The sequence below is a fragment of the Mycobacterium sp. genome, assembly GCF_049608025.1.
In the GTDB taxonomy this organism is placed as follows: Bacteria; Actinomycetota; Actinomycetes; order Mycobacteriales; family Mycobacteriaceae; genus Mycobacterium.
The window spans coordinates 32795-59677 of the sequence record NZ_JBMYXC010000019.1; the positions used below are offsets into that span (position 1 = coordinate 32795).

The window sequence follows — 26883 nt, forward strand, 5'->3', positions numbered from 1 at the left end:
CGACCAACCGCCGACGCGTCCCTGGCACCGAGTCAAGGGTTCCGCACCAACTCACCGCCATCATACTCGGACGGCAGCTCAGCTCCCGGGTCAGCGGCTTTCAGACCGACGTCAACTCCGGTATCGAGGGCCGGTGCGGGGGGCCTTCGGCGCGCCGCCTCCAAACCACCCGAGGAAGCACCAGGCCAACGAACAGTACAGTTCCGGCGCCGGCACCGCCGGAGAAAAACTTGGCCCACCACGGTTGCTGATGCCACGGCACAATACTCATGCTGCCCACCGGCTGCAACGAGTACTGCTGGTAGCCGACAGTTGAGGTGAGTGCCGTGTCGGCGCGCGCGACGGCAAGCTGCAGCCCGTCGCGTGCTTCGTCTGCGACATCTGCTGTGCTGGTGAAGGTCAGTACTCCGCGGACCGGGTCGGCCGTGATCTCAACAGGCGACCCCCGAGTCGTCATGAACGTCGCGAAGGTGGGCAAAACCTCCGTTCGGGATCGCACATCCAGTGCGTAGGCATACCAACCGTCGTATGGTCCCACCGGGACCAGCGTCATTTTCTGGGTGGCGGTAACCGCCGGCCAGCCGATCACGGACTGGCAAACCCAGAACACCGAGAACCCGAGAACCATCGCTGTGAACCAGACTGCGACACCCCGTCGGAAAGTTCGAATGGCCCTAGCCGATACCGGCCAGCACGACGACGCCCCGGCCAGCGCCAAGACGACGCCGAACGTGCGGAAGTAGGCCAGGTGCAGCGCGATGCTGGCGAACGACCAGGCAACGATCGCCGCGCAGGCCGCGGCGGCCAAGACCCGGTCGCCGGAGCTGGGATGCTCGACGATCCGCATCACTGCGACAGTCAAGAATCCCAGGATCACTACCGCCCAGCCGAACAGTCCGAACAACCCGGATTCCGCCGCGAACTCGGCATAAAGATTGTGCGGCGAGTCGGTGGGAATCCGGACAGCGACGGGCACCCGGCCGGCGAATTCGATCACCTGTCCCTCGAAGGTCGCTGGACCGAATCCGAAGTACGGTCGCTCGCGGAACATCGTCCACGCCTGCTGCTGCGCCGCGAGTCGCCCGAGGACCGAAGGGTCGATACCGTAGTTCACAGCGGCCTGCGTCAGGTCCTGGACCGTCGCCACCAGACGATTTCCGACACCGGGTACCGCGAAGAGCGCAAGAGCAAGCGGCAAATAGGCCAAGCTCTTGCGCCGGAACGACCTCCCGGAGCAAATGATCCAGACGGCAAAGGCAAGTCCGGCGGCGATGAAGGTTCCGCGAGACTGGGTCATATAGGTGCCCGCAGTCAGGCACAGAATCGCCAGCGCCCACACCGTCGTGTCCAGCCGGCGGCCCGATCGCCGCGCACGAACCAGCAGCGCGGAGGCAAACGGCAGCCCGAGAATCAGGTGGCGGCCCCAAAAGTTCGAGTCGGGCGTCGGACCGCCATAGCGCAACGTGGTGATGAGCTCCCCGGAAGCGGTTGTCACGGTGGAGAAACCGCCGAATGACGCTGCGCCGCCGTAGACAACCTCGTTGATGACCGTGAGTACGGACAGCGCCGCCAGGGGAATGACGACGGCGGCCGCCACCGCCCAGGGCCGCGCCGTCATCTGTGTCAGTACCAGCAACACCATTATGAAGACGATGTCGACACTCTGGCGATACATGCCGGCCATCGACGCCGCCATGTCGACAGTTCCGATCATGGCCACCGCCTGCGTGGCCATGTAGAACGCAAACAAGCCGGCGCAGATTCCAGTCCAGGCGTTCAGCCGGCTCCTGGCCTGCGGATCGCGCAGGGCGAATCCCACGGCCAGCACACCGAGCAACATCGAGGCTTGGAACAAGGGGATTCCCCGGGGCCCAAGCACCCCGGAGGCATTGCTGACCTCGATGACCACCATGATGATCACCGCGAGAAGCGGACGCCGTGCGGCGAAAACCAGTCCGACTCCGCCAAGTGGCGCGACTAACAGTAGGGCGGGGTTACGCGACCCCAGCATGAGGAGTGCACCGAGAGTGGCGATTCCGGCGCCGACAAGGAGGCCGGGGCCCTCATTGGCCGGCTTCGTGGGCCGAGCCGCCCCGACGATCACCGGGGCAGGGTCTCTTCGGCTATTTCTCCCGGGTCGATTTCTCCCGGGTTCTCGGCTTCGCCCGGGTTCTCGGCTCCCGGGTCCTCGGCTCCCGGGTCCTCGGCCTGCCTTTGACGCCGTCGTAGCAATAGCCAAGCCAAGCCCCCGCAGACCAACAGGCCACCCAAACCTCCGGCGGCCGCGAACTGCGTCTTTCCGGGGCCGGCGACCGGCACCGGACTACCCTTCTCTGGCCACAGCACTTTGACGAAGTACGGCGCCAGAACCGAGCTCACTTCCGGAGTGGCCGTGGTCAACACGTCGTTCAGTGCCGACTCGGCAGCAGCCGAAGAGCTCGCCTCAACCAAGACCGTCAGCATCGTGGTCTCCGGCAGCGCGTAAGCGGAGACGGTCAGCTCGCTCTTCGGGATATTGGCAGCTTCGGCCGCCGAGGGCAGCCAACGCTCGTCGTAGTAGAGGATGGCCGCCGTGCGGCTGATCTGTCCGTTGGAAAGCACCTCCCAGAAACTGGACGCTTCGCCCGAAGATAAATTGGTCGGCGGAACGAGCACGACATTCGCCCAGGCCTCATAGCGGCTCGAGTGCGGGGTCAGGAGCGCGCCGAGCACCGCACCGATGACTGCACCGACCAGTGCCACAAGGAGAACGATCAGTCGGCCCCTGGTCATGGTCCTCCCTTCCTTCTCTCGCTCTCGCTGCCATCGAGGCTGCCCGGAACCCTCGGCTCCACAGCGTCTCGGACGCAGACGTGCGGAGTCGCGCTGCGCTAAAGACTAGTAGCAGGAGTTCGACACAGTCCCGGCCGTGACACGGTTGAGACAAGTGACGAAGCATCGTCAACGCCGACCCCATCGCCGGCACAGCGCAAACCGCCAACTTTCCAGGCTGCGCGGATCGCCAAGTCTGCGCTGCGCGCGGTCCCCGGTGGTAACTTCAAACCCGCTGGCTAGCGTCGGGCACGGCATTGAGCACCGGCTGGAAGGAAGATCAGATGTCAGTCGCGCTCGTCAGTGCCGTCGATCCATACCCGACCGACTCTGGCAAGAAGATCGTTCTTGCCGGTTTCCTCGACTACTTCGCCGAGCGCTACGGTCCAGACGAGGTGCACTACATCAAGGTTGGTGCCGCGCCGAAGCACGAATTTCCGGTGCCCCTGAGCGTGGTTCCCGGCCCCAGTCGGGTCGAGGTGCTCACCAACATCGCTACGAAAGTGCTGACCGGCCGAGCCACCCTGCAGGAGGCGTTCCTGGGTTCCCGGCGTACCGCGGCCGAGATCACCCGCGTCATGGCTGTCATCCGACCAGAGCTGCAGGTGTACGACACCATCCGAATGGCGCAATACGCGCCCACCCACGTTGCCGCACAACAGATCTGCTATCTCGACGATCTGTTTTCGGAGCGCTACGATCGGATGTTGCAGGCGGTCAAGCGCTTTCCCGACGTCAACAGCAGTCCGCTGGGTGCATTCGCCGAACATATCCCGACGCAACTTCAGCCGTTGGGGGCCAATCGCTGGAGCCAGACCGCATTGCTGCGCCTCGAACGGTCGCTGGTGCAGCGTAGTGAGGACCGGGCGGCGCGCGCTTTCCGCCGGTGCCTGCTGCTCAACGCCGAGGAGGCAGCCTCACTGACGCGGCGGGCTGCCGTGGCGCCTGGACGCGTTACGTGCGTACCACCGCTGCTGGCTGCCCCTTCCCCGCCGCAGCGACTGAACCAGGCGACGCCGAACTTCGTGTTCCTCGGCCTGTTGTCGCTGCCGCACAACGACGACGGACTGCGATGGTTCCTGCGCAGCATCTGGCCGACGATGCTGATCCGGCGTCCGGACGCCCGCCTGAGGGTGATCGGATGCGACCCGGGAGCCGAAGTGCTGGCATTGAGCGCCAAACTGTCCGACAGCGTCACTGTCGACGGGTACGTACCGGACCTTGGTGAGGCACTCGGTCGGGCGACTGCGGTGCTCAACCCGCTTCGCTTCGGTTCAGGCATTAAAATCAAGGTGATCGAGGCGTTGGGACGGGGCGTTCCCGTGGTGTCCACAACCGTTGGCGCGGAAGGTATCGCCAGCGGGCCGGGGACCGGAATCCTGGTCGGTGACGAACCCAGCGAGATCACCGACCTGCTGTGTGCGTTGACCGATCAGGCACGCAACGCCGAGACGTCGTCGGACGCCCGGGCTCATTTCTCCGAAAAATACTCGCGTCAGGCGGTCTTCGACGCGTACGACACCGCATTCGCGTTGTCCCAGGGTGCTGTCCATTGACTTGCCGCGCGAACTAGCGAAGCATTTGCGGTTCAGCGAGTTTAGGAGTCGGTGAATCACGTGATCGAATCCCCTGGTGCGGGTGACGCGCCCGAATACAGCCATTTCCCGCCTATCGAGGATTACGCGTTTCTTTCCGACTGCGACACAACGGCCTTGGTCGCGCCCGACGGCGGAGTGGAATGGTTGTGCCTGCCGCGGATGGATTCGCCGAGCGTCTTCGGTGCACTGCTGGATCGTGATGCCGGCCGGTTTCGGGTGGCCCCTTCCGGTGTGTCGGTTCCCGCTGCCCGCCGATACATCCCGGGGACCTTGGTGACAGAGACCAGTTGGTGGACCACCGGCGGCTGGCTCGTCGTTACCGACGTCTTGTTGATCGGCCCCTGGCACCACACCACCGAGCGGTCGCCGGGACATCATCGCGCTCCGACCGACTACGAGGCGTCCCATGTGCTGCTCCGTGAGATCCATTGCGTGAACGGCAAGGTTCAGGTCAACATGGAGTGCAGTCCGGTGTTCGATTACGGCCGAACCCCGGTGGAGTGGGCGTATTCCAACGCTGGATACACCGCGGCCGTCGCTACGGCCACCCAGAGGTCACGGAGAAGCTCCGATGCCGTCCAGGTCGAGGCCAACGATCTCCAACTGCGGTTGACGACCGACCTCAACGTCGGGTTCGAGGGCACGTCGGCCACCGCGCGGACGTTACTCAAAGAGGGAGACCGCCGCTTCGTCGCGCTGTCCTGGAGCGACCACGAGCCCCCCCGGACTCTTGCCGAGGCTTCCGACGCCTTGCGATGGACCTGTCATCACTGGCAGCACTGGCTGGATCGCGGCAGGTTTCCCGACCATCGGTGGCGCGGACACCTACAGCGCAGTGCGCTGACGCTCAAGGGTCTGTCATTCGCTCCGACGGGCGCCATTGCGGCCGCCGCGACAACGTCGTTGCCCGAAACCCCTGGCGGTGAACGCAACTGGGACTACCGATACACCTGGATCCGCGACACTGTCGCAACCCTGTGGGCGTTCAACACTCTGCGACTGGACTGGGAGGCCAACGATTTCTTCAACTTCATCGCCGACATAGCCGACGCTGCGGGCGGACATCTGCAGCTGATGTACGGCGTCGGTGGGGAGCGGATTCTCACCGAGACGACGCTGGATCACTTGTCCGGCTACGAGGGTGCTCGACCCGTACGGGTCGGCAACGGGGCCTACAGTCAGCGCCAACACGACGTGTGGGGTGCGATCGTCAGGGCGATCGACCTGCACACCGGAGCCCACCGTGTCGAGGATCGCCTGTGGCGCATTGTGCAGACTCAGGTCGAGTGCGCCCTGGAGCATTGGCGGGAGCCCGACCAGGGCATCTGGGAGGTCCGCTCCGGCGCCCAGCACTTCACGTCGTCAAAGGTCGCCTGCTGGATGGCCGCCGACGCCGGTGCACGGATCGCGGATCGACGCGGAGAGGACGCGCTGTCCACGCGGTGGCGCGCCGCTGCCGAGGAGATCAGGGACGACGTGCTCTCCAATGCCCTCGACGAGCGCGGCGTCTTCACCCAGCACTACGACACGAAGGCCCTCGATGCCTCGGTGCTGCTCATCCCGCTATTGGGCTTTCTCCCCGGCAACGATGAACGAGTGCGCAACACCGTGCACGCGATCATCGACGAACTGACCGAAGACGACATGGTGCTGCGGTACCGAGTCGAGGACACCGAGGACGGCCTGGACGGCGAGGAAGGCACCTTCACCATCTGCTCGTTCTGGCTGGTATCTGCCCTGGTGGCGATCGGCGAGTTGCCCAGGGCCCGCGCCCTGTGCGGCAAGCTCCTGGGGGCCGCGAGCCAACTCCAGCTCTACGCCGAGGAGATCGACCCCCGCAGTGGGCGCCATCTGGGTAACTTCCCGCAGGCCTTCACGCACCTGTCGCTGATCAACGCGGTGGCTGCCGTCATTGAAGGCGAGCGGCAGCTCACTGAACCGCGCGAAAGACTCCGGCCCGAATCAAGCGGTACCTAGCGGGAGAACCCGAGCTTAGGCGGCTAATCCGCAGACGGAAGCTGTCGCGAGCCTGCGGGTTCGGCCAGCGCGCGGCTGTCTCTGGCCCCAAGCGGAATGTCCCGTGCACCACTCGAAAGCCCAGCCGCGGGACCTTCGCCGGACGTACCGGCGAGATCATCGCGGATGACCGCGGACTCGACCCGTCCCCTCGTGCGCTCATCGTCTCCGCTGAAGTCGAGCGCTTGCGGCGACTGGGCGCTGTCGGGCGGGCCGTCGGGTGGGCTGTCCGTGGAATGCACGCTCACTGAGTGCGTGCGCCGCAGCGAGAAGTGGATCTCCTCGACCTCTTCGAACACCTGGCGCGCGGTACGCACGGGGTGAGTGGTGGTGTCGATAGCTTTGGCCACGATCGGGGGTACGAGCGGGCGAATCCAGCGAGCGGCTGACCTACCGAGGTCGGGCAGGGAGGGGATCACCGGCGGCTGACCACGCTTGGCGACCTCGGACTCGACGCGGGCCGGCAGAGGTTTTTCTTCGCCGGACGGCAGCGCCGCCGCTCTGGCGTCCAACGCTTTTGGTTCGGACAGCTGCCCGCCAACCGGGCCCGCGATCTCCTCTTGTTGCAGTGCCTCCCCTGGTTGCAGTGCCGGAGGGATGCCACCCGTGAGGGCCTGCGTGACGCGACGGCGATGATGCGCTCGGTCGATCTCATGCTGAGCCTCGACAGCGAGCCGCGCGCTGGCCAGTTGTTGTTCAGCCCAGAGAATCTCGGCGGTCTGCCGAACCTCGCTGCGCTTGACGGCGATCGCAGTGTCAGCCTTGAGTTCGGCATCTTCACGCTCCGCGCGTGCGGAGGCGCGCCGATCCTGGGCAGTCTCGCCGCGCCACAGTGTGAGGATCAGCGGCAGCAGACTCAACAGCACCGAGAAGGCGATCGTGAACAGTCGCAGTACGAACGGGTCAGGGCTGGCCAACGTATGGTCATTCATCGCGACCCACCGAGCGCCCAGGCCTCGATCTGCGTTGGTGGTGGCGGCTGTACGCGCGTTCGCGAGCTCGAGTTCATCGACAGCAATGGCCGCGTCCAATTCTGGTGCCCGGCGCTCACGCGCGCCCAGAGAATCGTCGAGATCCTGGCGCGCATCGGCGAGAAGCTCGTTCGCGGTTCGGGTTTCGGGCCCAAGTCCGGGCGTTCCGGTGATGCGGGTCTGCGGGCAGGCCGAGGTCGGGTTGTACTCACAACGAGCCACCACCAGCGCCTCGTCGAGCCTTGCCCGGGACTGTTCAACCGCGACGTCGAGGTCGGTTCGAGCGGTGCGACTCTGGCTCAGATCGTCCGCTGCCTGCGCGACTGCCGGTACGGCGTCGGCAGATCTTGCCGCTGCGTCGTCCAAACTGCGGTCGATCGCTCCGGCGAACACAGCGAGTGCGGCGATCTCTCCGACGAGGACTCCGACCGCAACCGCAATCGCGGCCCGCCCGCTGACGGCCCGCCAACCGCGGATCGGTCCACGGGCGGTGAGCCGAACCGACACAGCGACCAGCACGCCGAAGGCGAGCGCGGACGAAAGAATGGTCGGCACGGACCAACTAGTCGCCGCAGCAAGGGCAAGGCCGGCAACGAGCGCGGCCAACGCGCCGTAGAGCACTGTCATCATGTCAGCGGGCCAGCGCGATTCGAGGGATGGTTCAGCGGCTGAAAAGGCACGCATGCGGACTCCCAACGGACAATAGTGTGACGGTGGCCATAGGCCGGGGCTGTGGAACGAATTCCATGCCATCGCATCGATGCGATCGAGCGGCTACTCATATCGAGCGGGTGCTCATAAGGCCTGCGCAGGCTATGGCGACAGCGCGCTCAGGCGAGTTGTGACTTTAGTTTACCCCTGCGGCGCCGTCGGTGAAAAATCTGGCGGTGTGTCGGACGACACTGTCTCGGGAGCCTTCTCGAACAGATAGTGAAAGACCATCCACTCATTGCCGTCGCCGTAACCGAAGACCTCCGAACAGAACAGCAGGAACATCCTCCAGCGCTGGAGAGCCACCGACGCGGATGTCGGGCCACCTTCCAGGGCGCGCAGGCAGTCCTCGGTGTTCGCGTCGAGCTTGGCAAGCCACGCTTCCAGAGTTCTGCTGTAATCGCGCCCGTTGATGTCCCAGACAGCGGTCTGCTTCAAATCCGCCGGAAGGAAGTGCTCAAGCAAGTCCCTGCTCGGCATGGTGCCGCCGGCGAAGAAGTACTTCCCCATCCAGTCCGTGGTCTTGAAGTCGTAGGCGAACCGACGATTGCCGAGGATCTGCACCATCATTCGACCGTCGGGTTTCAGCCACGAGCTCAGCTTCCCCAGAACCATCTCGTAGTTCTTCATGTGCTCGAGCATTTCGCACGAGACGATGACATCGAAGGCGCCGCGGAACGAGGCGTCGTCGAATGTGCTTGCGTCCGCCTTGATATTGGTGAATCTGCCTGCGTGCCTGTGATTTCGCGCTCTGATGAAGTCCTGTTGCGTGTCGCTGTTGGACAGGAAGGTGACGTGCACTTCTGGATAGTTGTCCAGGATGTGGCCGCCGTGGGAACCCCAGCCGCAGCCAAGGTCCAGCAGCCGAATCGGCCCGCGCTCCTTGACGAGCTCACTGAGTTTCAGATGTTCTTCGAGAAAAGCGTCCAGCATGCCGACTTCGGCGTCGGGGAGGCTCGTCGAGGGCTCCGGAAACAGGCAGCACGAGTACTTGAGGTGCGGTCCCAGCATCAGTTCGAAGAAGGTGGTGGGCACTTCGTAGTGCTGGATATTGGCATCGGCCTGGTGCGTGGCGCCGGCGCTGTTGCGCAGCTTGTCGAAATACTTCTTCTTGTACAACGCCTGCTTTTCGGCGTCGCCTCCACATTCGAACGTCGTGACCCAATTGGCGCACATCCACCGGATCAGCATCCGCAGGACAGCATCGGGGAGAAGGCCGCGCTCTTTGAGGGTCAGGACAGCATTGAACAGGCGTTCCACAGCCAACATCGTGACACACCCGCGATCACGCCTGCCGCCGCCGGTGGCGGAGTGGGAGGCCGGATCCGGCCCCAAGCCTGAAATCTGGCCCTACAACCGAGAAGGGACGTCTCGAGTTCGGGCAAGTTCGCGAAGCTGGCCCGGGGAACTGACGCAGGAAACTGATCCGGGAAACCAACCCCGGCGAAACTGACCCAGAGACACTACGTTGCGGTCCGCTTTCCCGCGGTCACCCGGCGGCGCCACGAGCTGGCCGCGGCGCCGATCATCACCAGCGTTGCTGCATAGACCAGCCACTGGAACGGGGTGTTCCCGTACAGGGTGAACGGTGCGTTGACCGGGCCGAGCGGCACGTCGCCGACCAGGAGCGCCTGACCACCGCGTTCGGAAGGGATGGCGGTGCGGGTGAGCATCCGGCCGTTCGGAGCCACCAGCACGGAGTCCCAGGCGACGTCGGCTTTCACCATGGCGACCCGGTTCTCGATGGCCCGAAAGACCGTCGAGGCGCTACGGACGTCGGCGATCGAGGCGAAGTCGATACTAGGCGCAAGGATCAGTTGGGCGCCATTGAGCACTTCCCGCCGCGCCGGCCCGTCCGGGAAGTCGATGTCGAAGCAGATGATCATGCCCAGCACGCCCACTGGCGTCCTCACGGTCGGGTAGACGGTGCCGGGCGTGAAGGCTTCCCCCTCGGCAAATACTCGCTTGGTCTTGAGGTAAAGCGCGGCGACTTTCCCGTCCGGGCTCCAGAGCAGAGCAGTGTTGGGCGCCGTGCCGTTTGACGCATCGGGCGTGAAGCCCATGACCAGATACACACCCGTCTCACGTACAAGGGCGGGAATCCACTCTGTGTGTTTCGTCCGAGGGTCGTAGTTGAGCGTCTCCTCCGGCCACACGACGACCTGCGCACCTTGACCGGCGGCCTGACGAGTCATGCCGCTCAGCTGATCGATCTGGTCCTGGACGCGCTGGTCTTCACTGCGCTCGGGCGAGGTGTTGCCCGCGGAGATGAGGGTCCCGGGTGTTGCGTTGTCCAGGCCGGGTTGCACCGCTGCGACGCGCACGCTGGGTCCCATCCGCGCCGAGACGTCGTTGAAGATGCAAAGGCTGCACGCAATCCAGATTGCCGTCACCGCAACGGGAATGACCACCGACCACAGCAGCACCCGCCGGGGCACGGGCACATCGGCCGGCCCCGGGCGACGCCGGTCCAGCAGCGCGAGGACCACCAGCGCTATCACCGAGTTAATGACCAGGAGAAGCAGATTCAGAGCCGGTGTACCGGTGATGCTGACCGGTTGGACAAGTTGCGGTACCCCGCCGAGTCGGTAGCCGATCCACGAGTTGGTCCCGAGAATCTCGTTGTTCTGCAGCAGGAGGTCAAGGGCCACCCAAATCAACGGAAATTGGACAACAAACCATCGGTAGCCGGTCCGTTCCGCGAATGGCCGAAGAAACACTCCAATCGCGAAGCCGATTACCCCGCAGCCGATTACCGCCGCAATGATGACACCCGTCGATATCACCGAGGCCGTCAGCAGCCACAGCGCCAGGTAGTAGCCCGTGAAGGCCAGGGCCACTGGAACCGCACTCCAGCGCCGCGGTAGGACGCGGTACTGGGCGACGTACATGGGAACAAACGCGACGACGGTCAGCCACCACAGGTTTCCGAACGGTTGCCAAATCACCACCAGCAGAACGGCACTCAGCAGCGATAGCGCGAGGCCGGCGACGATACGCCGGCCACTGGCGCGCTCCGGTCCATCCGTGGAATCGTGCGAATCTTGCGTAGTGGCTGCGACACCGTTCGCCATGGCGATCAATCCCCCGTCGGTAGACGCCGCACGATGGACGCAGTGTAGGACACGACGCGTAGAACGCGACATGTTGGACGCGACGAAGTTCGCCACGCAACGATGGCGTCCAATTCCCGCGCATTGACAATGGGCCCGTCTACCGCTGGAGTTGCCGGAATCGGAACGTGTTCGCAACGACGAGGGTGGTCCCGAATACGGGTACGTCGGTCCGCCGACAAACACGGGTAAACGAAACACATACCGGCACCGTCCGTGTTCTGATGGAAAACTATGGAACCGAGCACCCGCGAGCCAGCCGGGGAAGAGCAACCAGCTGATGCCGGTTACGGCTTCCCAGCCCGGCTGTGGCGCGGTCTCGACAAACATCCGCCGCCCGGCGTCGAGCAACTCCAGCGCTGGCGCAGCCCGCTGCGTGGGCCGTGGCTGACCTCGGTGTTCGGCTTCGTGCTGCTGGTCACTCTGCCCATCGTGATCATCACCGGGCTGCTGTCCTACATCGCCTACGGCCCGCAGTTCGGCCAGGCCATCCCGGGCGATGTCGGCTGGCTCAAACTGCCCACCTTCGATTGGCCCACCAACCCGTCCTGGCTGTACCGGCTCACCCAGGGCCTGCACGTCGGGCTGGGCCTGGTGCTGATCCCCGTGGTCCTGGCCAAGCTGTGGTCGGTGATTCCACGTCTGTTCTCCTGGCCGCCGTCGCGGTCAATCGCGCAGGTGCTGGAACGGGTTTCGCTGCTGATGCTGGTCGGCGGCATTCTGTTCGAGATCGTCACCGGTGTTCTGAACATCCAATACGACTACATATTCGGCTTCAGCTTTTACACAGCTCACTACTACGGCGCGTGGGTGTTCATCGCAGGCTTCGTCATCCACGTCGCCATCAAGTTGCCAAAGATGTGGACGGGTCTGCGGTCGATGTCCATGCGCAGTGTGCTGCGCACCGGGCGGGCCGACACCAAGCCTGAACCATTCGAGCCCGACGGTTTGGTCGCAGCCAACCCCGACCGTCCGACGATCAGCCGGCGCGGGGCGCTCGCACTGGTTGGCGGGGGAACCGTGCTGATGGCCGTCCTCACGGCAGGCCAGACGATCGGCGGGGTCACCCGGCAGGCGGCCTTGCTGCTGCCCCGCGGCCGCAGCCGCGGCGACGGGCCCAACGATTTTCAGGTCAACCGCACCGCGGCGGCCGCCCGCATCACCCCCGAAGACACCGGCGAGAACTGGCGGCTGACGCTACTCGGCGGCCCGTCACCGGTGACTTTCGATCGGGCCGCGCTGCAGGCCCTGCCCCAGCACACCGCACGGCTGCCGATCGCATGCGTGGAAGGCTGGTCCACCACCGAGAACTGGACTGGTGTGCGGCTACGAGACCTGGCCGAAATCGCCGGGGTTCCATCACCCACATCGGCGAAAGTGAAATCGGTGGAGCGTTACGGAGCCTTCAACCGCGCCACCCTGCAAAGCAATCAGGTCACCGACCCCGATTCCCTGCTGGCGCTCCGAGTCAACGACGCGGAGCTGTCACTTGACCACGGCTATCCGGCGCGGATCATCGTCCCGGCCCTACCCGGTGTGCACAACACCAAGTGGGTTTCCTCCATCGACTTTCGGGCGAACTGACATGGGGTCCGGGGTTGAAAGGTTCCGCCGCATCTACGGGTCACACCCGTTGCACCTGCTGGCGTTGATCGCCTGCTTCGCGTTGTTCGGGTACATCATCGTCACCATCAAGCCGGCCACGCTGTGGAATACCAGCGTCTGGTGGCAGTCGATCGCTGTCTGGTTCGCGGCAGCGATCATCATTCACGACTTGGTGTTGTTCCCGGCCTACTCGCTTGTCGACCGACTGCTCACGTCAACTCGACGCGAGCCCAAACCCGCCTCGCCAAGCGTGCCGGTGCTCAACTACCTGCGCGTTCCACTGATGGGTTCGGCTCTGACGCTGGTGGTGTTCCTTCCCGGCATCATCGAGCAGGGCGCTCGGACCTATTTCAACGCGACGGGACAGACTCAGGAGGTGTTCCTCGGTCGGTGGCTGTTGCTCACCGCGGCGATGTTCGCGGTCAGCGCGGTTGCTTACACCGTCAAGATCGCCATGACCCGCCGCGCGACCGGATGAGACGCGCCGCCCGACCGGACGCATGGCGACAACGCCACCCCAAGACACCCCAACCCCTTCGGCGAGTAGCTCAGAGCTCGGGGCCACCGCGGTGCTCGCGCATCGCTGACGCTGAACTTCTCTATAGCGCTCTGACGTGCGTGGCAGGTACAGGATTCGAACCTGTGTAGGCGTAAGCCGACGGATTTACAGTCCGCTCCCATTGGCCGCTCGGGCAACCTGCCTGGGTGCTGCATGTGGCGCTCAGCAGGATACAACGAGGACAGGCCTCGGGCACAAACCGGCGGGGGGTTGAGCCCCAGCCCGGGGCGGTTTGGCTCTCACCGCGACCTGCGGCGAAGATGGAGCCAAGCACGAACACCACCCGAGGAGGAACGAGTCCCATGGCGGATTCATCGTTTGACGTCGTCAGCAAGGTCGACCGCCAGGAGGTCGACAATGCACTCAACCAAGCCGCCAAGGAACTGGCCACCCGCTTCGACTTCCGCGGCACCGACACCACGATCGCTTGGCAGGGCGAGGAGGGCATCATCCTGACCTCTTCCACCGAGGAGCGAGTGCAGGCCGCCGTCGACGTCTTCAAGCAGAAACTGATCCGCCGGGACATCTCCATGAAGGCGTTCGACACCGGCGATGCGCAGCCATCCGGCAAGACCTACAAGGTGATCGGCAGCATCAAGCAGGGCATCAGCAGCGAGGACGCCAAGAAGGTCACCAAGCTCATCCGGGACGAGGGCCCCAAGGGCGTCAAGGCGCAGATCCAGGGCGAGGAGATCCGCGTCAGCTCCAAGAAACGCGACGATCTGCAGGCCATTCAGGCACTGCTGCGAGGCGCCGATCTCGACGTCGCGCTGCAGTTCGTCAACTATCGCTGAGGGCTCCTCGGATCTGCGTAACGTCACGGCGGCACGCATGCCGATTTTCCGCCGCGGCGTTACCCAACTCGGATGGTGAAACCGGTCCCCCAACTCGGATGGTCAACCATTGCCAAACCGGCCCTCGAGCCGAGGGCATCGACCTAATGTGATTTGCATGGCAATTGCGCAACGTGATCCCAAAGTCGTCGTCCTCGGGGGCGGGTCCTGGGGCACCACCGTCGCCTCGATCTGCGCCCGGCGCGGGCCGACCCTGCAATGGGTTCGTTCCGAGGAAACCGCTGCCGACATCAACGAGCACCACCGCAACTCCAGGTACCTGGGCGACGAGGTCGAGCTCGCGCACTCATTGAAGGCCACCAACGACTTCTCCGAGGCCGCGGCGTGCGCCGACGTGATCGTCATGGGCGTTCCTTCGCACGGTTTCCGTGGGGTGCTCACCGAGCTGGCCAAGGAGCTGAGGCCGTGGGTTCCGGTGGTGTCACTGGTGAAGGGCCTGGAACAGGGCACCAACTATCGGATGAGCCAGATCGTCGACGAACTGCTGCCCGGCCATCCGTCCGGCATCCTGGCCGGACCCAACATCGCCCGTGAGGTCGCCGAAGGCTACGCCGCCGCCGCCGTCCTGGCGATGCCCGACCAGAGTCTGGCGGCCAATCTCGCACAGCTCTTCCGCACCAAACGGTTCCGGACCTACACCACTGACGACGTCTTGGGCGTTGAGATGGCGGGGGCGCTGAAGAACGTTTACGCGATCGCCGTCGGCATGGGCTATTCGCTCGGCATCGGCGAGAACACCCGGGCAATGGTGATGACCCGCGCCGTGGCCGAGATGTCCAAGCTCGGGGTGGCCATGGGCGGCAACCGGGACACGTTCGCAGGGCTGGCCGGCATGGGCGACCTGATCGTCACCTGCACCAGCCAGCGCAGCCGCAACCGTCACGTCGGAGAACAGCTCGGCTCGGGCAAGTCCATCGACGAGATCATCGCGGCGATGAACCAGGTGGCCGAGGGCGTCAAGGCGGCCAGCGTGATCATGGAGTTCGCCGACAAGTTCGGGATCACGATGCCCATCGCCCGGGAGGTGGATGGCGTGGTCAACCACGGGTCGACCGTGGAGCAGGCCTACCGCGGGCTGGTCGCCGAGAAGCCCGGCCACGAAGTTCACGGTTCCGGTTTCTGAGCGAAGACCAGACCAGCCAGCGGGGCCCGTCCGGTCAGTTGATGTAGGGACTGGTCCCCTCAGGCCGGGCGAGCAGCGGGTTGAGCTCATTGAGGACGTAGGAGCCCGCGGGGCTGACGACGAACCCCGACAAGTTTCGACTGTCGACGCAGGCAGTCATCATGCCGTCGCCACCGCAGCTCACTGTGCCGAAGCTGAGGCGGCTGTTGGGCGGCAGTTCGTTGACCGGGCCGGTGTACATCGGGGCGGGCGAAACCCCGAACACCGGCACTCCACCTGCGGTGCCGCCGACCAGGTTCGCGCCGTCCGGCCCCCCGGGGATCGGACCATTGCAGCCGTAGCCACCGGAGCGCTGCAGCATGCACGTCAGCCCCGATGAGCCGAAGACGTAGGCTGAGCCGTCGTGAACCGCGTAGTTCTGCGGGTTGGCCGGCGTCAACGCGTTGATGTCAGGAACCGGCGGCGGAGGGGGTGGCGGAGGGGGCTGGGCCGCAGCTAGCCCCGACACAGTGAGGACGCCGGCTGCGGCCAGGCACGCAGAGCCGATAAGTCTGCCGACGAGAATTCTGCTCAGCACCATCACAGACTAGATGTCGTCACAACGGTCGGCATTGTTTCAAAAGGTGAAGCTGCCACCCGGGCTGATGACAAAGCCGGACTGGTCGGCGGTGTTGATACACGAGGTCACGACCCCATCGGTGCCACAGCTGACGGTGCTGAAGCTCATCCGCGTGTTGGGCGGAAGTGCGCGTGGATTCTCGACAGCGCCATACAGCGGGCGATCGGAGTGGCCGAACCCCGGGCTTCCGCCCGCCCAGCCCGTCACCAAGTTGGCGCCACCCGGCGCCCCGGGCAATGGGCCGCTGCAGCCGTAGCCGCCGGTCTGCCGGTCCATCACGCACGTCAGACCGTGCGGGGCGCCGAACGAGTACCAAGCACCGTCCGGGACAGCGAAGTCCATGGGGTTCACCGGCGGCAGCGCATTGACGTCGGGCAATGGCGGCGGGTCGGCCGCCGCGATGCCGGGCAGGGCCAGACCTGCCGCCGCGGCGGCCACCCCGGCGAGAATTCTGATCAGCACGGACCACACCTTAAGCGGTACCTCTCGGAGGTGCAGTACACACAGCCCCGGGGCCGTATGCCGGCCGGGCCGCATCTAATACAGGCCGGGGCCGCATCTAATACAGGCCGGGGCCGCATCTAATACAGGCCGGGGCCGCGACCCGCCATCTCCTCAAGCCGCGCGATGCGCTCGGCCATCGGCGGATGCGTGGAGAACAGCTTGCCGATCTTCTCCCCGGCGCGGAACGGGTTGGCAATCATCAGGTGCGCCTGGTCGGCCAACTGCGGCTCCGGCGGCAGCGGCGCCTGCTGAACCCCTCCGCTGATCTTGCGCAGCGCGCTGGCCAACGCCAGCGGGTCGCCGGTCAACTCGGCCCCGGACTGATCGGCCTGGTACTCGCGCGATCGTGACACCGCGAGCCGGATGACCGTAGCGGCAATCGGGCCCAGTAACGAAACCAACAGAATTGCGAGAGGATTAGCGCCGCCGCTTCGGTTTCCGCCGAACATGCTCGCGAAAAACGCCAGATTGGCCAGGGCGGTGATCACCGAGGCCATCGCGCCGGCAACGCAGGAGATCAGGATGTCGCGGTTATACACATGAGACAGCTCATGGCCGAGCACGGCCCGAAGCTCACGATCGTTGAGGATTCCCAGGATGCCCGTCGTGCAGCACACCGCGGCGTTTCGCGGGTTGCGGCCGGTGGCGAACGCGTTGGGCGCTGCAGTATCGCTGATGTAGAGCCGGGGCATGGGCTGACGTGCCGTGGTGGCGAGTTCGCGCACGATCTTGTACATCAGCGGGGCCTGCATCTCGGTGACGGGCTGGGCGTGCATCGCCCGCAGGGCCATCTTGTCGCTGTTGAAGTAAATATAAGCGTTCATGCCTATGGCGAACAGCACCGCCAGGAACATGATGCTGCGCCCGAACATAGCGCCGACACCGACGATCAGACCCGAGAACACCATCAACAACAGGAACGTCTTGGCCCTGTTGGCATGCGGGTGCCAAGTCATCGTGGCTCACCTCCTTGAAGAGCTGCCGACTTGAACAAGCTGCCGACTCACCAAACCTGAAAGGGTCATCGCTCTAGCCAACGCCCGGGCCGGCCGCGCAGGTTCCTGGCCCCTGGGGAAAACTCAGCCATCCCGGGTGACGGTGTAGTTGACCAGCGTGGCCAACGCCTGGCGCCCGGGCCCGTCAGGCAGCTGGGCAAGCTCCCGCTCGGCCTGCCGGGCATACTCGGCCAGCGTCTCCTTGGCCTTCTCGATGCCCTGCGAGGCGCGTAGCAACAGCAACGCTTCGGCCAGGTCGTCGTCGTCCTCGACCGGACCCGCCAACAACTCGCGCAACCGTTCGGCGCCCGGTCCGGTCTCACGCAGCGCATACAGCACCGGCAGCGTATGCACACCTTCGCGCAGATCAGTCCCCGGCACCTTGCCCGACTCATCAGCATCGCTGTCGATGTCGATGATGTCGTCGGAGATCTGGAAAGCCGTACCCACGATGCCGCCCAGCCGAGCCAACCGCTCGATCTGCTCGTCATCCGCGCCCGAGAAGGTCGCACCGAACCGGCCCGAGGCTGCGATCAGACAGGCCGTCTTCTCGTAGACGACCTTGAGGTAGTGATCCACCGAGTCGACCTGGTCAACCGCTCCGCGCGTCTCCCGCATCTGGCCGGTCACCAGCAGCGCGAACGTATCGGAGATGATCCGCACCGCTTCCGGACCCAGACTCGACACCAGCCGTGACGCCGTCGCGAAGAGATAGTCGCCCGCCAGGATCGCGATGTTATTGCCCCAGCGCGCATTGGCGCTGGGGGCACCGCGACGCATCTGCGCCTCGTCCATCACGTCGTCGTGGTACAGCGTCGCCAAGTGCACCAGTTCGATCACCGAGCCCGCGACTGCCACCTCCCACGCGTCCGGTTCGGGCCCCAACTGGGCAGACAGCACCGTGAACAGTGGCCGAAACCGCTTTCCGCCCGCCTGGAACAGATGCTGGACGGCTTCGGACATCAGGGAGTCTGCTCGACCCAGCTCCTCGGATATCAGTGCCTCGATGCGGGCCACTTCGTCCCGGACATGCTGGGCGAATTGGGCGTCCCCGAAGTCCACTCCCGCCACCACGTTCGCCGGTGTCCTCACACTGCCAACATACTGGGAGACATGGATGGTTCGGGGAGAGGTGGGCCCACGCCCGAGGGGCAGGGCTCCAACAGCGCTGACGTCGTTGTCATCGGGGCCGGGCCCGCCGGATCGTCGGCGGCGGCGTGGGCTGCGCGCTCCGGTCGCGACGTACTGGTCATCGACTCGGCCCGGTTCCCCCGGGACAAGGCATGCGGCGACGGGCTGACACCGCGCGCGATCGCCGAGCTCAGGCGCCTCGGGCTGGGGCCCTGGATCGAGGGCAGGATCGCGCACCGCGGGTTGCGGATGTCGGGGTTCGGAGCTGACGTCGAGGTGGCGTGGCCAGGGCCTTCCTTCCCGCCGACCAGCAGCGCGGTGCCCCGCACCGAACTCGACGAACGTATCCGTCTGGTGGCCGTCGACGACGGCGTGAAAATGCAGCTTGGCACCAAGGCCGTTGATGTACAACATGATTCGTCGGGCCGAGTCTCGGCGGTGGTGCTGAAGTCCGGCGAGACGATCCGGTGCGAGAAACTGATCGTCGCCGACGGCGCCCGCTCGCCACTGGGTCGCGCGCTGGGTCGGCAATGGCACCGGGAGACCGTCTACGGGGTCGCCATCCGCGGCTACATCGCCACCCCGCGCAGCAGCGAACCGTGGATCACCTCGCACCTGGAACTGCGCTCGCCCGAAGGCGCGGTGCTGCCCGGGTACGGCTGGATCTTCCCGCTGGGCAATGGTGAGGTGAACATCGGCGTCGGGGCACTGGCGACCGACAAGCGTCCCTCCGACGCCGCCCTGCGTCCATTGATGAACCACTACACCGCGCTGCGTCGCGACGAGTGGGACTTCCAGGGCGAACCGCGGGCCGGGCTGTCGGCGCTGCTGCCGATGGGCGGTGCCGCATCGGGAGTGGCCGGCCCCAACTGGATGCTGATCGGCGATGCTGCGGCATGCGTCAATCCGTTGAATGGCGAGGGCATCGACTACGGGTTGGAGACCGGCAGGCTGGCCGCCGAGCTGTTGGGGCTTGACGACTATTCGCGCGCCTGGCCGGCCGTGTTGCACGAGCACTACGCCCGCGGCTTCTCCATTGCCCGCCGGCTGGGGCTGTTGCTGACGTTCCCGCGGTTCCTTCCGGCGACCGGACCGTTGGCGATGCGGTCATCGGCGCTGATGCGGGTGGCGGTGCGGGTGATGGGCAACTTCGTCACCGACGAGGACGAGGACATGGTGGCTCGGGCCTGGCGCGTCGCAGGCCGGCTGTCGGGCCGCATCGACGACCGCCGCCCATTCAGCTGACCCGCGCGTTCTTTCGCCGAGCGCGCGTGTCTGTGCAGCGGCGCGCCGGAATCCGGTGTGCAAATCCGCCCGCTGGCCCGCGCCGAGCGGGACGAACGTTTCGGTCAGGCCAGCGAGTAGGCGAACCCGCTGACGTCGCGGATACTGGCACCAAACACCTCTGGCATCGCGCTGCCGAACAGCAGATCCCCACCATGACAGGTGCCGGCCACCACGCGACCCATGGTGGGCACACCCGCACGCAACAACCTGCGGAAGTACAGCAGGCCCTCGTCTCGCAGGGGATCCAGTTCATTGACCGAAATCACATGTGGCGGAAGGCCGCACAGTTCTTCATCGGTGGCCATCGCGGCCCAGCACGTCGGGTCGCCAGCGTGCGCACCGTCGGGGTCGTAAAGCGATCCGAGCAACGCCGCCTGTTCCCGACTGATGAAGTAACCGTCGTTCTCCTCAAGCGAAGGCAGATCGTCGCAGTGTTCCAGCCACCGGTTCGAGATGAACGGGCACTGCGCATAGAACCCGGCGATCTCGTCGATCCACCCTTCCCGTTTCGCCTTGTGCGCCAACGTCAATGTGAGATTTCCGCCGCCGGACTCCCCGGCGGCGACGAGGTGGGTGACGCCGAGTTCGTCACGGTTGGCACTGACCCATCGGGTGGCCGACGCGCAGTCATTGAGCCCGGCCGGATACGGGTACGCGCCCAATGCGGCACTGGAGTTGCGGAATTCGACGCCGACCACAACGAGCCCTGTCGCCGCGAGATGCTCGCGCAACCGGATGTAGCAGAGGTCGGCCGCGGTGTTGATCGCCATCCCGCCACCGTGCAGATGCACCACCGCAGGCATCGGCTCGGTGGCGGCGGGGCGGGTGATGTAGAGCGTGATGTCGTTTCCATCGACGCCGATGATGTTCGTCGTGGTAGACGAAACCCCGGCCGGCGCGGCGACCTCGCCGACAAGCGTGTCGAAGATCGCGCCGATACCTTCTTCGCTCATAGCTGCGAACGCGTGCCGCTCCGACAGTGGCGAGTCGACCGTCAGTCCGCTCGAAGGCATCCGGCCTTCCAGTCCGAACCTGGCGAAAGCCTGAACCATCCGTGGATCTGCTCGCGGGTCGGTGCCCAGCGTCGAATCGGGATCAGCGTGACGTCCGTAGCCCATGGTTGTGACCGTAGTGCCCCTTCGTATGCAGAAACGCCGGTTTCAGGTGCTGCGAGCGCGCAAGTGCACGACGCCGGGCGGGCACACGCGCGCTCCTGGGAACCTACTTGGTGGCGGCATGCAGAGCGACGATGCCGCCGGACAGGTTGCGCCACGCCACGTCAGTCCAGCCTGACTCCCCGATACGCCGCGCCAGATCCGGCTGATCCGGCCACGCTCGGATCGACTCCGCCAGATACACATACGCGTCCGGGTTGGACGACACCGCAAGAGCGAGCCGCGGGAGCGCCTGCATCAGGTACTCCTTGTACAAGGTGGCAAACAGCGCGTTGGTGGGCGTCGAGAACTCACAAACCACCAGCCGTCCGCCCGGGCGCGTCACCCGCGCCATCTCGCGCAGACCCGCTCGGTGATCGACCACGTTGCGCAGACCGAAGCTGATGGTCACCGCATCGAACACGCCGTCGGCGAACGGTAGCCGGGTCGCGTCGCCCGCCACCTTCGGCACGTCGCGGCCCGCGCCCGCGGCCAGCATGCCGACAGAAAAATCGGCAGCCACGCACCACGCTTCGGAGGCGGCCAACTCCTCGGTCGACACCGCGGTCCCGGCCGCCAGGTCGAGCACCTTGTCGCCGGCCCCGATCCGCAGCGCCTCGCGCGTGGCGCGACGCCAGAAGCGGTCCTGCCCCAGCGAGAGCACGGTGTTGGTCAAGTCGTAGCGGCGCGCGACACCGTCGAACATCGACGCCACCTCATGGGGATTCTTCTCCAGCGAAGCGCGATTCACGCAGCCGAACGTATCAGGACTGCGGCCGCGGCATCGCTGCGTCGGCCGAGGCGCGGCGATACCCAGGACTGCAAGGCGATATCGAGGACTGCAATCAGGCGGCCCGCAGTCGGCGGGCACCGACCACGGCGTCGTAGTGGCCGAGAAGCTCAGCGCAGATCGCCGGCCACGTTCGACCCAGCACGGCACGGCGCGCCGCCACCGAATAGCGGCGGCGTTCGGCCAGCAGATGGTCGACGGATTCCGGCAGCCGACGTTCGAACTGGTCGACGGGTAACAGCAGGCCCGTGCGATAGGGCGCGAGCAGGTCACGCGGGCCACCCGCATCGGGCGCGATCACCGGCAGCCCCGACGCCATCGCTTCCTGAACGGCCTGACAGAACGTTTCATGCTCGCCGGGATGAACAAAGACGTCCATGCTGGCGTACGCAGTCGACAGTGCCTCTCCGTAGAGGGCGCCGGTGAAAACTGCCCGAGGCAGCGCTGATTCGAGTTTGGACCGATCCACCCCCGCGCCGACGATCACGAGCTGGAGGTCGTCGCGGCTACCGAGCACCGCGAGCCGCTCGACATGCTTCTCTGGGGCCAGGCGCCCGACGAACCCGACGATCGGCTTACCGTCGGGCGACCATGACCGGCGCAGCCGAAGGTCCCGGGCCGAGGGCGCGAAACCATTGAGGTCCACCCCGCGCGCCCACTTGTGGACTCGTGGGATGCCCTGCGCAGAAAGGTTTTCCATGGCCGAAGTGGACGGCGCCAGGGTACGGTCCGCGCGCTTGTGTAGCTGCCGGGTCCACCCCCACGCCGCACGCGAGGCAATCCCCATGCCGTAGCTACTCGCAAAGCCCGCAATATCGGTCTGGAACACCGCGACCGTAGGAACATCCAGGTACCGCGCGGCGTGCAGCCCTCCGTACCCCAGCAGCGCCGGGGAAGCCAGATGAACCACGTCGGGTTCGAAACCTCTTAGCACGCTGACCATCCGCGGACGGGGCACACCCAGCGGCAGCGACGTCACCTTTGGGAGCATCCTCGACGGCACCCGGTGCACCCGGATCCCCTCGTACACCCGGTCGGCGGCGGGCTGCCCGCGCGGCGTATCCGGGGCGATGACCAGAGTCTCGTGACCGGTGCGACGCAAATGCTCGATCACTTGGAGCACCGAATTGGTGACGCCGTTGACATTCGGAAGGAATGATTCCGCGACGATCGCGACCCTCATGACGCGACAGTGACATCGCCACCTGACGGCGAGGTTGCCGACAGGGATATGCCACACGAATTGCCGGGTGCGGAGAGTTATTCTTCGATATGCGGATTTCCAAGACGGCGCTGTTCGTTGGGTTCCTGGGACTGCTCCTGGCCACCGTCGGCTGCTCCCAAAAGGTCATCGGCACCGCCCTTCCCGACCCCGCCAAGGCGCCGCTCGTCCTGAGCGCGGACGGGTACGGGATAGTCGCGGGCTTCGACGACGCTCCCGTCCAGATCGAGATCTTCGCCGAGCCGCAGTGCACGCACTGCGGCGAACTGCAATACGACTTCGGCGACCAACTGGCGCACTACGTCACCGTCGGCAGACTCCAGGTCACCTACCGACCGCTGACATTCCTGGACGACGACTACGACGGATACTCATCGAAGGTCGCCAATGCTCTGTTCCTGGCAGCGGAACCCGCTGGCGGGGCGGCTGCCACCGGCGCGCAGTTCCAGCGCTTCGTCGAGGACCTCTGGGTCAACCAACAGGCCGGCGGACCTGACTTCACCGGAGAGGAACTCCACGACATGGCAGTCAACGCCGGACTACCCGGCCCCGTCGCCGACAACATCGCACGCCAAGACGAGGCCGTCGACATCTTCGACATGGAAGAGGTCAATTTTGAGCTCCTCTTCGAGATCGACCCGATGCAGATCGGCACGCCAACGGTCTATGACCTGGAAGCCGACGAGAAACTCGACGTCGACGACGGCGACTGGCTGGACAAACTCGTCCAGCCTTGAATCACGCCATGCTCGCCCGCTGATCGAGGCGTCGCTCAACCCACCCGGATGCGCCGAGCGCGGCCCCGGCCACCAGCCACCCGAGTACGGCGATCGAACCCGCGGGGATGATCGCCAGCGCGGCGTTGCGGCCCTGCACGCGCACCAGGTCAGGATCATTGGTGTCGTACTCGACATAAATCCGCATGCCAGTGTCAAGTTCCGACGGGTACAGCACGCCGAGCACCGGGCGGTATGTCACCCGGTCTGGCGTGACGAACTCGATGGTCGAACGCCGCGGACCCGCGTCCAGCACATTGGCTTGAGCCACCCCGAGGTGACGTTCGATCTGACGATCGTTGCGCCACGCGCCGAGCACCAGCAGTACCGATTGCAACGTCACCAGACATGCCACCACCACGATGCCGATCCGGATCCGACGCACGATCCTGCCGCCACGACTCTCACCGGGCAGTCCGGAGAGGTGGGGAACTACGATGCGCCACAGCACTTTCAGGCGATCGAGTAGTGCAGACCAAGCAGCCGCGATTCTCGCTTCGCTCACAGGAGAAGATTCGTTCGCTTCGCTCACAGGGATGCCTTTATCGAAGCGTGCAGCGCCCGCAAGGACGATCTGTCAGCCTTGACCTCCAGCACCCGCATGCCTTCGAACGGCTCGCCCAGAGCTCCGGCCAGGTCACCGGCCTCAATCTGCCGGCTCTCGACATGGTAGGCGCGGCACAGGGCACCGACATCGACATCGTGTGGCGTGCCAAAGATGCGCGAGGACACGTCGGTGAACCGCGGGTCGCCCTGCTCGAGCAGTTCGAAGATGCCACCGCCATTGTCGTTTGACACCACGATCGTGAGATTGCGCGGCGTCGGTTCCGTCGGCCCGATCAGCAGACCCGAGCTGTCGTGCACGAAGGTCAAGTCGCCGATCAGCGCGATGGTCCGTCCAACTCCTCCGCCCTCAACCGCCGTTTCGCGTTCAAAAGCCAAGGCGGCTCCGATCGCTGTCGACACCGTTCCGTCGATACCCGCCACGCCGCGGTTGGACCGCACCTTCACACCGGAGCCGGTGAATCCCACCAGTGCCAGATCGCGGACCGGGTTCGACGCACCCAGCACCAGCTGATCGCCGGGCCGCACCGCATCTGCCACCGCCGCCGCGACATGCAGGCCGGTAGTCAGCGAATGGACGGCAAGCTGATCGCGCACCGCGGTGACGGCGTGGCTGTTGGCCTGCGCACAGCGGCCCAGCCAGTCCGCGGACGGAGCACCCGAGGTGACCGCACGGGTGCCGGTGGCCTGTGAGTTTCCCGACACGTCAGGCCAGCGCGGACCTGTGGTCAGTGCGAACACAGGAACCGACGCATCAGCCAGCAGCGTGGAGACCTGACGGTGCAGCGTCGGGCGGCCCAACATGATGACCTGCTTGGGATGCAGCAGCGGCAATGCAAACGGATGTAACGGGTTCTGCGCAGCCGGCGCCGTCGGCTCGGCGACGGTCGGCAGATGCGCCAGATTCCGGTGGACGCCGGCCCCGTGCCCGGCAATGACCACCGTGTCGGCGGTGAGGTCGATCTCCAGGGGCTGGTCGAACCTCGCCGGCGGCGTGTAGGTCCAAGGTTTACCGTCCGGACGGCCTTCTGGGGCATAGGGTCGGCCGGGCACCTCAGAGTCGTCGAGGGCGGGGACCAGCGGCTCGCGCAGGGGGATGTCGAACTGCACCGGGCCGGCATTAGCCGACCGAGACCCTCTGGCCGCCACCAGAACCCGGCAAGTCACTGACCGCCACTGTGCGTTGAGCGCATCGAGTTCGCCGGGCACCGAACCGCGAAGGTCGGGCGCCAGCCCGAGGCTGACATTCGCGCGCACCTGGGTGCCGAAGTAACCCAGCTGCTCGAAAGTCTGATTGGCCCCGGTGCCCAGCAGTTCGTAGGGCCGGTTGGCCGACAACACGATCAGCGGCACGCGGCCGTAGTTCGCCTCCACCACCGCCGGACCCAAGTTGGCCACGGCCGTACCTGACGTCATGGCCACACACACTGGAGCACGCTCCGACGACGCCAACCCGATCGCCAGGAAACCCGCCGTGCGTTCGTCGATTCGCACGTGCAGCCGCAAACGACCAGCGCGGTCCGCGTCGTGCAGCGCGAACGCCAACGGAGCATTGCGCGAGCCCGGACTCAGCACCACGTCGCGTACGCCGCCGCGGATCAGTTCGTCGACGACCACGCGCGACTGTGTCGTCGACGGGTTCATCTCTACAGACTATCGGCGAAGAAATTCAGGATCGCGGTGTTGACCACCTGCGGCTTCTCGAGGAACCCGAGGTGACCGGTGCCGGGAATCTCCAGGAAGCGACCGTTGGGCAGCGCCTGGGCCACCTCGCGGCCGAGGTATGAGGGCAGCACCACGTCGTCGGCGAAACCGATGACCAGGGTCGGGGTGGCCACGTTCTGGTAGGCGGCGAGCCGGCTGCTCTGCGGTGCGATCTTCAGGTGGGTCCGCATGCCGGGGGTTGGTTTCTGCGGCCACATCGTGAACATTTCGATCCAGTCGCGAACCGCCCGGTCGTCGTTCAAGGTCTTTGACGAAAAACTTTCCAACAGGCGGACTTTCGCTTCGAACTCGACAGGCAACTGCAAACCGGATTCCGCGAGCGCCCGCTCGCCGGACCAGAAGAAGTCGCGGGTGCGGTCGTGGCGGCCGCGGGTGGCCATCAGCACTGCTGATCGGACCAGCTCGGGCCGCGCCACCATGAGCTCTTGGGCGATGTAGGAGCCCATCGACACCCCCACGACCCGTACCGGGGCGAGCCCGAGTTCGTCGATCAGGTCAGCGACATCACCGACCATCGTCTCGGTGGTGAATCCCTCCGCGTTCTCGGTCGCGCCGGTACCGCGATTGTCGAACGTGACGCAACGGTACCCAGCACGAGCGAAAACAGGCACCTGGTGCAGATGCCAGGTGCGACCGGCACCCCCACGACCCGCGATGAACAACACCGGCTCCCCCGAGCCGCGTTCGTCATAAGCCAAATTCACCTCGCCGACGCTACTGGACACGTGATTTCGGCGTGTTTGTCGTCGCTGAGC

General features: G+C 65.5%; 23 protein-coding genes and 1 tRNA gene. 8 read left to right on the forward strand and 16 right to left on the reverse strand.

Features of this window, described 5'->3' with window-relative positions; translation table 11 throughout:
• Positions 1 to 100: 100 nt before the first annotated feature.
• On the reverse strand, positions 101 to 2104 hold the full coding sequence (locus ACPGXI_RS09020) for an O-antigen ligase family protein (protein WP_526651974.1): 2004 nt from the start codon (positions 2102 to 2104) through the stop codon (positions 101 to 103).
• Positions 2101 to 2772 carry a hypothetical protein gene (locus ACPGXI_RS09025; RefSeq protein WP_526651976.1) on the reverse strand — a complete coding sequence of 224 codons (672 nt, stop codon included), beginning with the start codon at positions 2770 to 2772 and terminating at the stop codon, positions 2101 to 2103. The genes ACPGXI_RS09020 and ACPGXI_RS09025 overlap by 4 nt, the downstream gene beginning before the upstream one ends.
• 323 nt (positions 2773 to 3095) lie before the next feature.
• Here ACPGXI_RS09025 and ACPGXI_RS09030 point away from each other — a divergent pair, with 323 nt between their 5' ends.
• The gene (locus ACPGXI_RS09030; RefSeq protein ID WP_526651977.1) at positions 3096 to 4367 is read left to right on the forward strand and encodes a glycosyltransferase family 4 protein; all 1272 of its coding nucleotides are present in this window, start codon (positions 3096 to 3098) and stop codon (positions 4365 to 4367) included.
• 60 nt (positions 4368 to 4427) lie between these two features.
• Positions 4428 to 6386, forward strand: coding sequence for a glycoside hydrolase family 15 protein (locus tag ACPGXI_RS09035; RefSeq protein ID WP_526651979.1), 1959 nt, complete (start codon positions 4428 to 4430; stop codon positions 6384 to 6386).
• Between the two features lie 23 nt (positions 6387 to 6409).
• Here the strand turns inward: ACPGXI_RS09035 and ACPGXI_RS09040 are convergent, their stop codons facing one another.
• The 3 genes from ACPGXI_RS09040 to ACPGXI_RS09050 form a co-directional block, all read right to left on the reverse strand.
• Complete coding sequence (locus tag ACPGXI_RS09040) at positions 6410 to 8080, reverse strand: DUF4407 domain-containing protein (protein WP_526651981.1); 1671 nt, start codon at positions 8078 to 8080, stop codon at positions 6410 to 6412.
• A gap of 168 nt (positions 8081 to 8248) precedes the next feature.
• Positions 8249 to 9367 (reverse strand): SAM-dependent methyltransferase, encoded by a 1119-nt coding sequence (locus tag ACPGXI_RS09045; protein ID WP_526651982.1) that lies wholly within the window; start codon positions 9365 to 9367, stop codon positions 8249 to 8251.
• 203 nt (positions 9368 to 9570) lie between these two features.
• Positions 9571 to 11181 (reverse strand): nitrilase-related carbon-nitrogen hydrolase, encoded by a 1611-nt coding sequence (locus tag ACPGXI_RS09050; protein WP_526651984.1) that lies wholly within the window; start codon positions 11179 to 11181, stop codon positions 9571 to 9573.
• Between the two features lie 273 nt (positions 11182 to 11454).
• On the opposite strand from ACPGXI_RS09050, the gene ACPGXI_RS09055 reads away from it, so the two are divergent.
• The gene (locus ACPGXI_RS09055; protein WP_526651986.1) at positions 11455 to 12804 is read left to right on the forward strand and encodes a molybdopterin-dependent oxidoreductase; all 1350 of its coding nucleotides are present in this window, start codon (positions 11455 to 11457) and stop codon (positions 12802 to 12804) included.
• 1 nt (position 12805) lies between these two features.
• The gene (locus ACPGXI_RS09060; protein WP_526651988.1) at positions 12806 to 13303 is read left to right on the forward strand and encodes a hypothetical protein; all 498 of its coding nucleotides are present in this window, start codon (positions 12806 to 12808) and stop codon (positions 13301 to 13303) included.
• 141 nt (positions 13304 to 13444) lie between these two features.
• Here ACPGXI_RS09060 and ACPGXI_RS09065 read toward each other — a convergent pair.
• Positions 13445 to 13527 (reverse strand) — tRNA-Tyr (locus tag ACPGXI_RS09065).
• Positions 13528 to 13686: 159 nt separating this feature from the next.
• Here ACPGXI_RS09065 and ACPGXI_RS09070 point away from each other — a divergent pair.
• Together ACPGXI_RS09070 and ACPGXI_RS09075 are read left to right on the forward strand one after the other, a co-directional pair.
• Entirely contained in the window at positions 13687 to 14178 is a 492-nt protein-coding gene (locus ACPGXI_RS09070; RefSeq protein ID WP_526651990.1) for a YajQ family cyclic di-GMP-binding protein, read from the forward strand.
• Between the two features lie 157 nt (positions 14179 to 14335).
• Positions 14336 to 15361, forward strand: a complete 1026-nt coding sequence (locus ACPGXI_RS09075) for an NAD(P)H-dependent glycerol-3-phosphate dehydrogenase (protein WP_526651992.1) — start codon at positions 14336 to 14338, stop codon at positions 15359 to 15361.
• Positions 15362 to 15395: 34 nt separating this feature from the next.
• Here ACPGXI_RS09075 and ACPGXI_RS09080 read toward each other — a convergent pair whose 3' ends face one another.
• The 4 genes from ACPGXI_RS09080 to grcC1 form a co-directional block, all read right to left on the reverse strand.
• The gene (locus ACPGXI_RS09080) at positions 15396 to 15941 is read right to left on the reverse strand and encodes a hypothetical protein (RefSeq protein WP_526651994.1); all 546 of its coding nucleotides are present in this window, start codon (positions 15939 to 15941) and stop codon (positions 15396 to 15398) included.
• 36 nt (positions 15942 to 15977) lie between these two features.
• On the reverse strand, positions 15978 to 16442 hold the full coding sequence (locus ACPGXI_RS09085; protein ID WP_526651996.1) for a hypothetical protein: 465 nt from the start codon (positions 16440 to 16442) through the stop codon (positions 15978 to 15980).
• 119 nt (positions 16443 to 16561) lie between these two features.
• Positions 16562 to 17440 (reverse strand): zinc metalloprotease HtpX, encoded by an 879-nt coding sequence (gene htpX / locus ACPGXI_RS09090; protein ID WP_526651998.1) that lies wholly within the window; start codon positions 17438 to 17440, stop codon positions 16562 to 16564.
• Between the two features lie 123 nt (positions 17441 to 17563).
• The gene (grcC1, locus tag ACPGXI_RS09095; protein WP_526652000.1) at positions 17564 to 18571 is read right to left on the reverse strand and encodes a nonaprenyl/(2E,6E)-farnesyl/geranylgeranyl diphosphat synthase; all 1008 of its coding nucleotides are present in this window, start codon (positions 18569 to 18571) and stop codon (positions 17564 to 17566) included.
• Between the two features lie 21 nt (positions 18572 to 18592).
• Between grcC1 and menJ the strand changes: the two genes are divergently transcribed.
• Positions 18593 to 19855 (forward strand): menaquinone reductase MenJ, encoded by a 1263-nt coding sequence (gene menJ, locus ACPGXI_RS09100; RefSeq protein ID WP_526652002.1) that lies wholly within the window; start codon positions 18593 to 18595, stop codon positions 19853 to 19855.
• A 104-nt stretch (positions 19856 to 19959) separates the two neighbouring features.
• Here the strand turns inward: menJ and ACPGXI_RS09105 are convergent, their stop codons facing one another.
• The 3 genes from ACPGXI_RS09105 to ACPGXI_RS09115 all read right to left on the reverse strand — a co-directional run bounded on the left by ACPGXI_RS09105 (position 19960) and on the right by ACPGXI_RS09115 (position 23024).
• Positions 19960 to 21015, reverse strand: a complete 1056-nt coding sequence (locus ACPGXI_RS09105) for an alpha/beta hydrolase (protein WP_526652004.1) — start codon at positions 21013 to 21015, stop codon at positions 19960 to 19962.
• Between the two features lie 103 nt (positions 21016 to 21118).
• Positions 21119 to 21802 (reverse strand): demethylmenaquinone methyltransferase, encoded by a 684-nt coding sequence (locus ACPGXI_RS09110; RefSeq protein ID WP_526652006.1) that lies wholly within the window; start codon positions 21800 to 21802, stop codon positions 21119 to 21121.
• 94 nt (positions 21803 to 21896) lie between these two features.
• Complete coding sequence (locus ACPGXI_RS09115) at positions 21897 to 23024, reverse strand: glycosyltransferase family 4 protein (protein ID WP_526652008.1); 1128 nt, start codon at positions 23022 to 23024, stop codon at positions 21897 to 21899.
• 89 nt (positions 23025 to 23113) lie between these two features.
• On the opposite strand from ACPGXI_RS09115, the gene ACPGXI_RS09120 reads away from it, so the two are divergent.
• Positions 23114 to 23800, forward strand: coding sequence for a DsbA family protein (locus ACPGXI_RS09120; RefSeq protein ID WP_526652010.1), 687 nt, complete (start codon positions 23114 to 23116; stop codon positions 23798 to 23800).
• Between the two features lies 1 nt (position 23801).
• Here ACPGXI_RS09120 and ACPGXI_RS09125 read toward each other — a convergent pair whose 3' ends face one another.
• From ACPGXI_RS09125 to ACPGXI_RS09135, 3 genes are read right to left on the reverse strand one after another with little or no spacing between them, the layout of a single operon-like run.
• Entirely contained in the window at positions 23802 to 24329 is a 528-nt protein-coding gene (locus tag ACPGXI_RS09125; RefSeq protein ID WP_526652024.1) for a DUF3592 domain-containing protein, read from the reverse strand.
• Between the two features lie 38 nt (positions 24330 to 24367).
• Positions 24368 to 26047, reverse strand: coding sequence for a 2-succinyl-5-enolpyruvyl-6-hydroxy-3-cyclohexene-1-carboxylic-acid synthase (gene menD / locus ACPGXI_RS09130; protein WP_526652012.1), 1680 nt, complete (start codon positions 26045 to 26047; stop codon positions 24368 to 24370).
• Between the two features lie 2 nt (positions 26048 to 26049).
• Complete coding sequence (locus tag ACPGXI_RS09135; RefSeq protein ID WP_526652014.1) at positions 26050 to 26832, reverse strand: alpha/beta fold hydrolase; 783 nt, start codon at positions 26830 to 26832, stop codon at positions 26050 to 26052.
• Between the last annotated feature and the right edge of the window lie 51 nt (positions 26833 to 26883).

Coding starts and splice junctions, on each gene's coding strand:
- ACPGXI_RS09075 (WP_526651992.1), top strand. CDS start 14,336: ATGGCAATTGCGCAACGTGATCCCAAAGTCGTCGTCCTCGGGGGCGGG.
- ACPGXI_RS09120 (WP_526652010.1), top strand. CDS start 23,114: ATGCGGATTTCCAAGACGGCGCTGTTCGTTGGGTTCCTGGGACTGCTC.
- ACPGXI_RS09105 (WP_526652004.1), bottom strand. CDS start 21,015: ATGGGCTACGGACGTCACGCTGATCCCGATTCGACGCTGGGCACCGAC.
- ACPGXI_RS09040 (WP_526651981.1), bottom strand. CDS start 8,080: ATGCGTGCCTTTTCAGCCGCTGAACCATCCCTCGAATCGCGCTGGCCC.
- ACPGXI_RS09050 (WP_526651984.1), bottom strand. CDS start 11,181: ATGGCGAACGGTGTCGCAGCCACTACGCAAGATTCGCACGATTCCACG.
- menD (WP_526652012.1), bottom strand. CDS start 26,047: ATGAACCCGTCGACGACACAGTCGCGCGTGGTCGTCGACGAACTGATC.
- ACPGXI_RS09070 (WP_526651990.1), top strand. CDS start 13,687: ATGGCGGATTCATCGTTTGACGTCGTCAGCAAGGTCGACCGCCAGGAG.
- ACPGXI_RS09080 (WP_526651994.1), bottom strand. CDS start 15,941: ATGGTGCTGAGCAGAATTCTCGTCGGCAGACTTATCGGCTCTGCGTGC.
- ACPGXI_RS09025 (WP_526651976.1), bottom strand. CDS start 2,772: ATGACCAGGGGCCGACTGATCGTTCTCCTTGTGGCACTGGTCGGTGCA.
- ACPGXI_RS09030 (WP_526651977.1), top strand. CDS start 3,096: ATGTCAGTCGCGCTCGTCAGTGCCGTCGATCCATACCCGACCGACTCT.
- ACPGXI_RS09115 (WP_526652008.1), bottom strand. CDS start 23,024: ATGAGGGTCGCGATCGTCGCGGAATCATTCCTTCCGAATGTCAACGGC.
- ACPGXI_RS09060 (WP_526651988.1), top strand. CDS start 12,806: ATGGGGTCCGGGGTTGAAAGGTTCCGCCGCATCTACGGGTCACACCCG.
- ACPGXI_RS09055 (WP_526651986.1), top strand. CDS start 11,455: ATGGAACCGAGCACCCGCGAGCCAGCCGGGGAAGAGCAACCAGCTGAT.
- menJ (WP_526652002.1), top strand. CDS start 18,593: ATGGATGGTTCGGGGAGAGGTGGGCCCACGCCCGAGGGGCAGGGCTCC.
- htpX (WP_526651998.1), bottom strand. CDS start 17,440: ATGACTTGGCACCCGCATGCCAACAGGGCCAAGACGTTCCTGTTGTTG.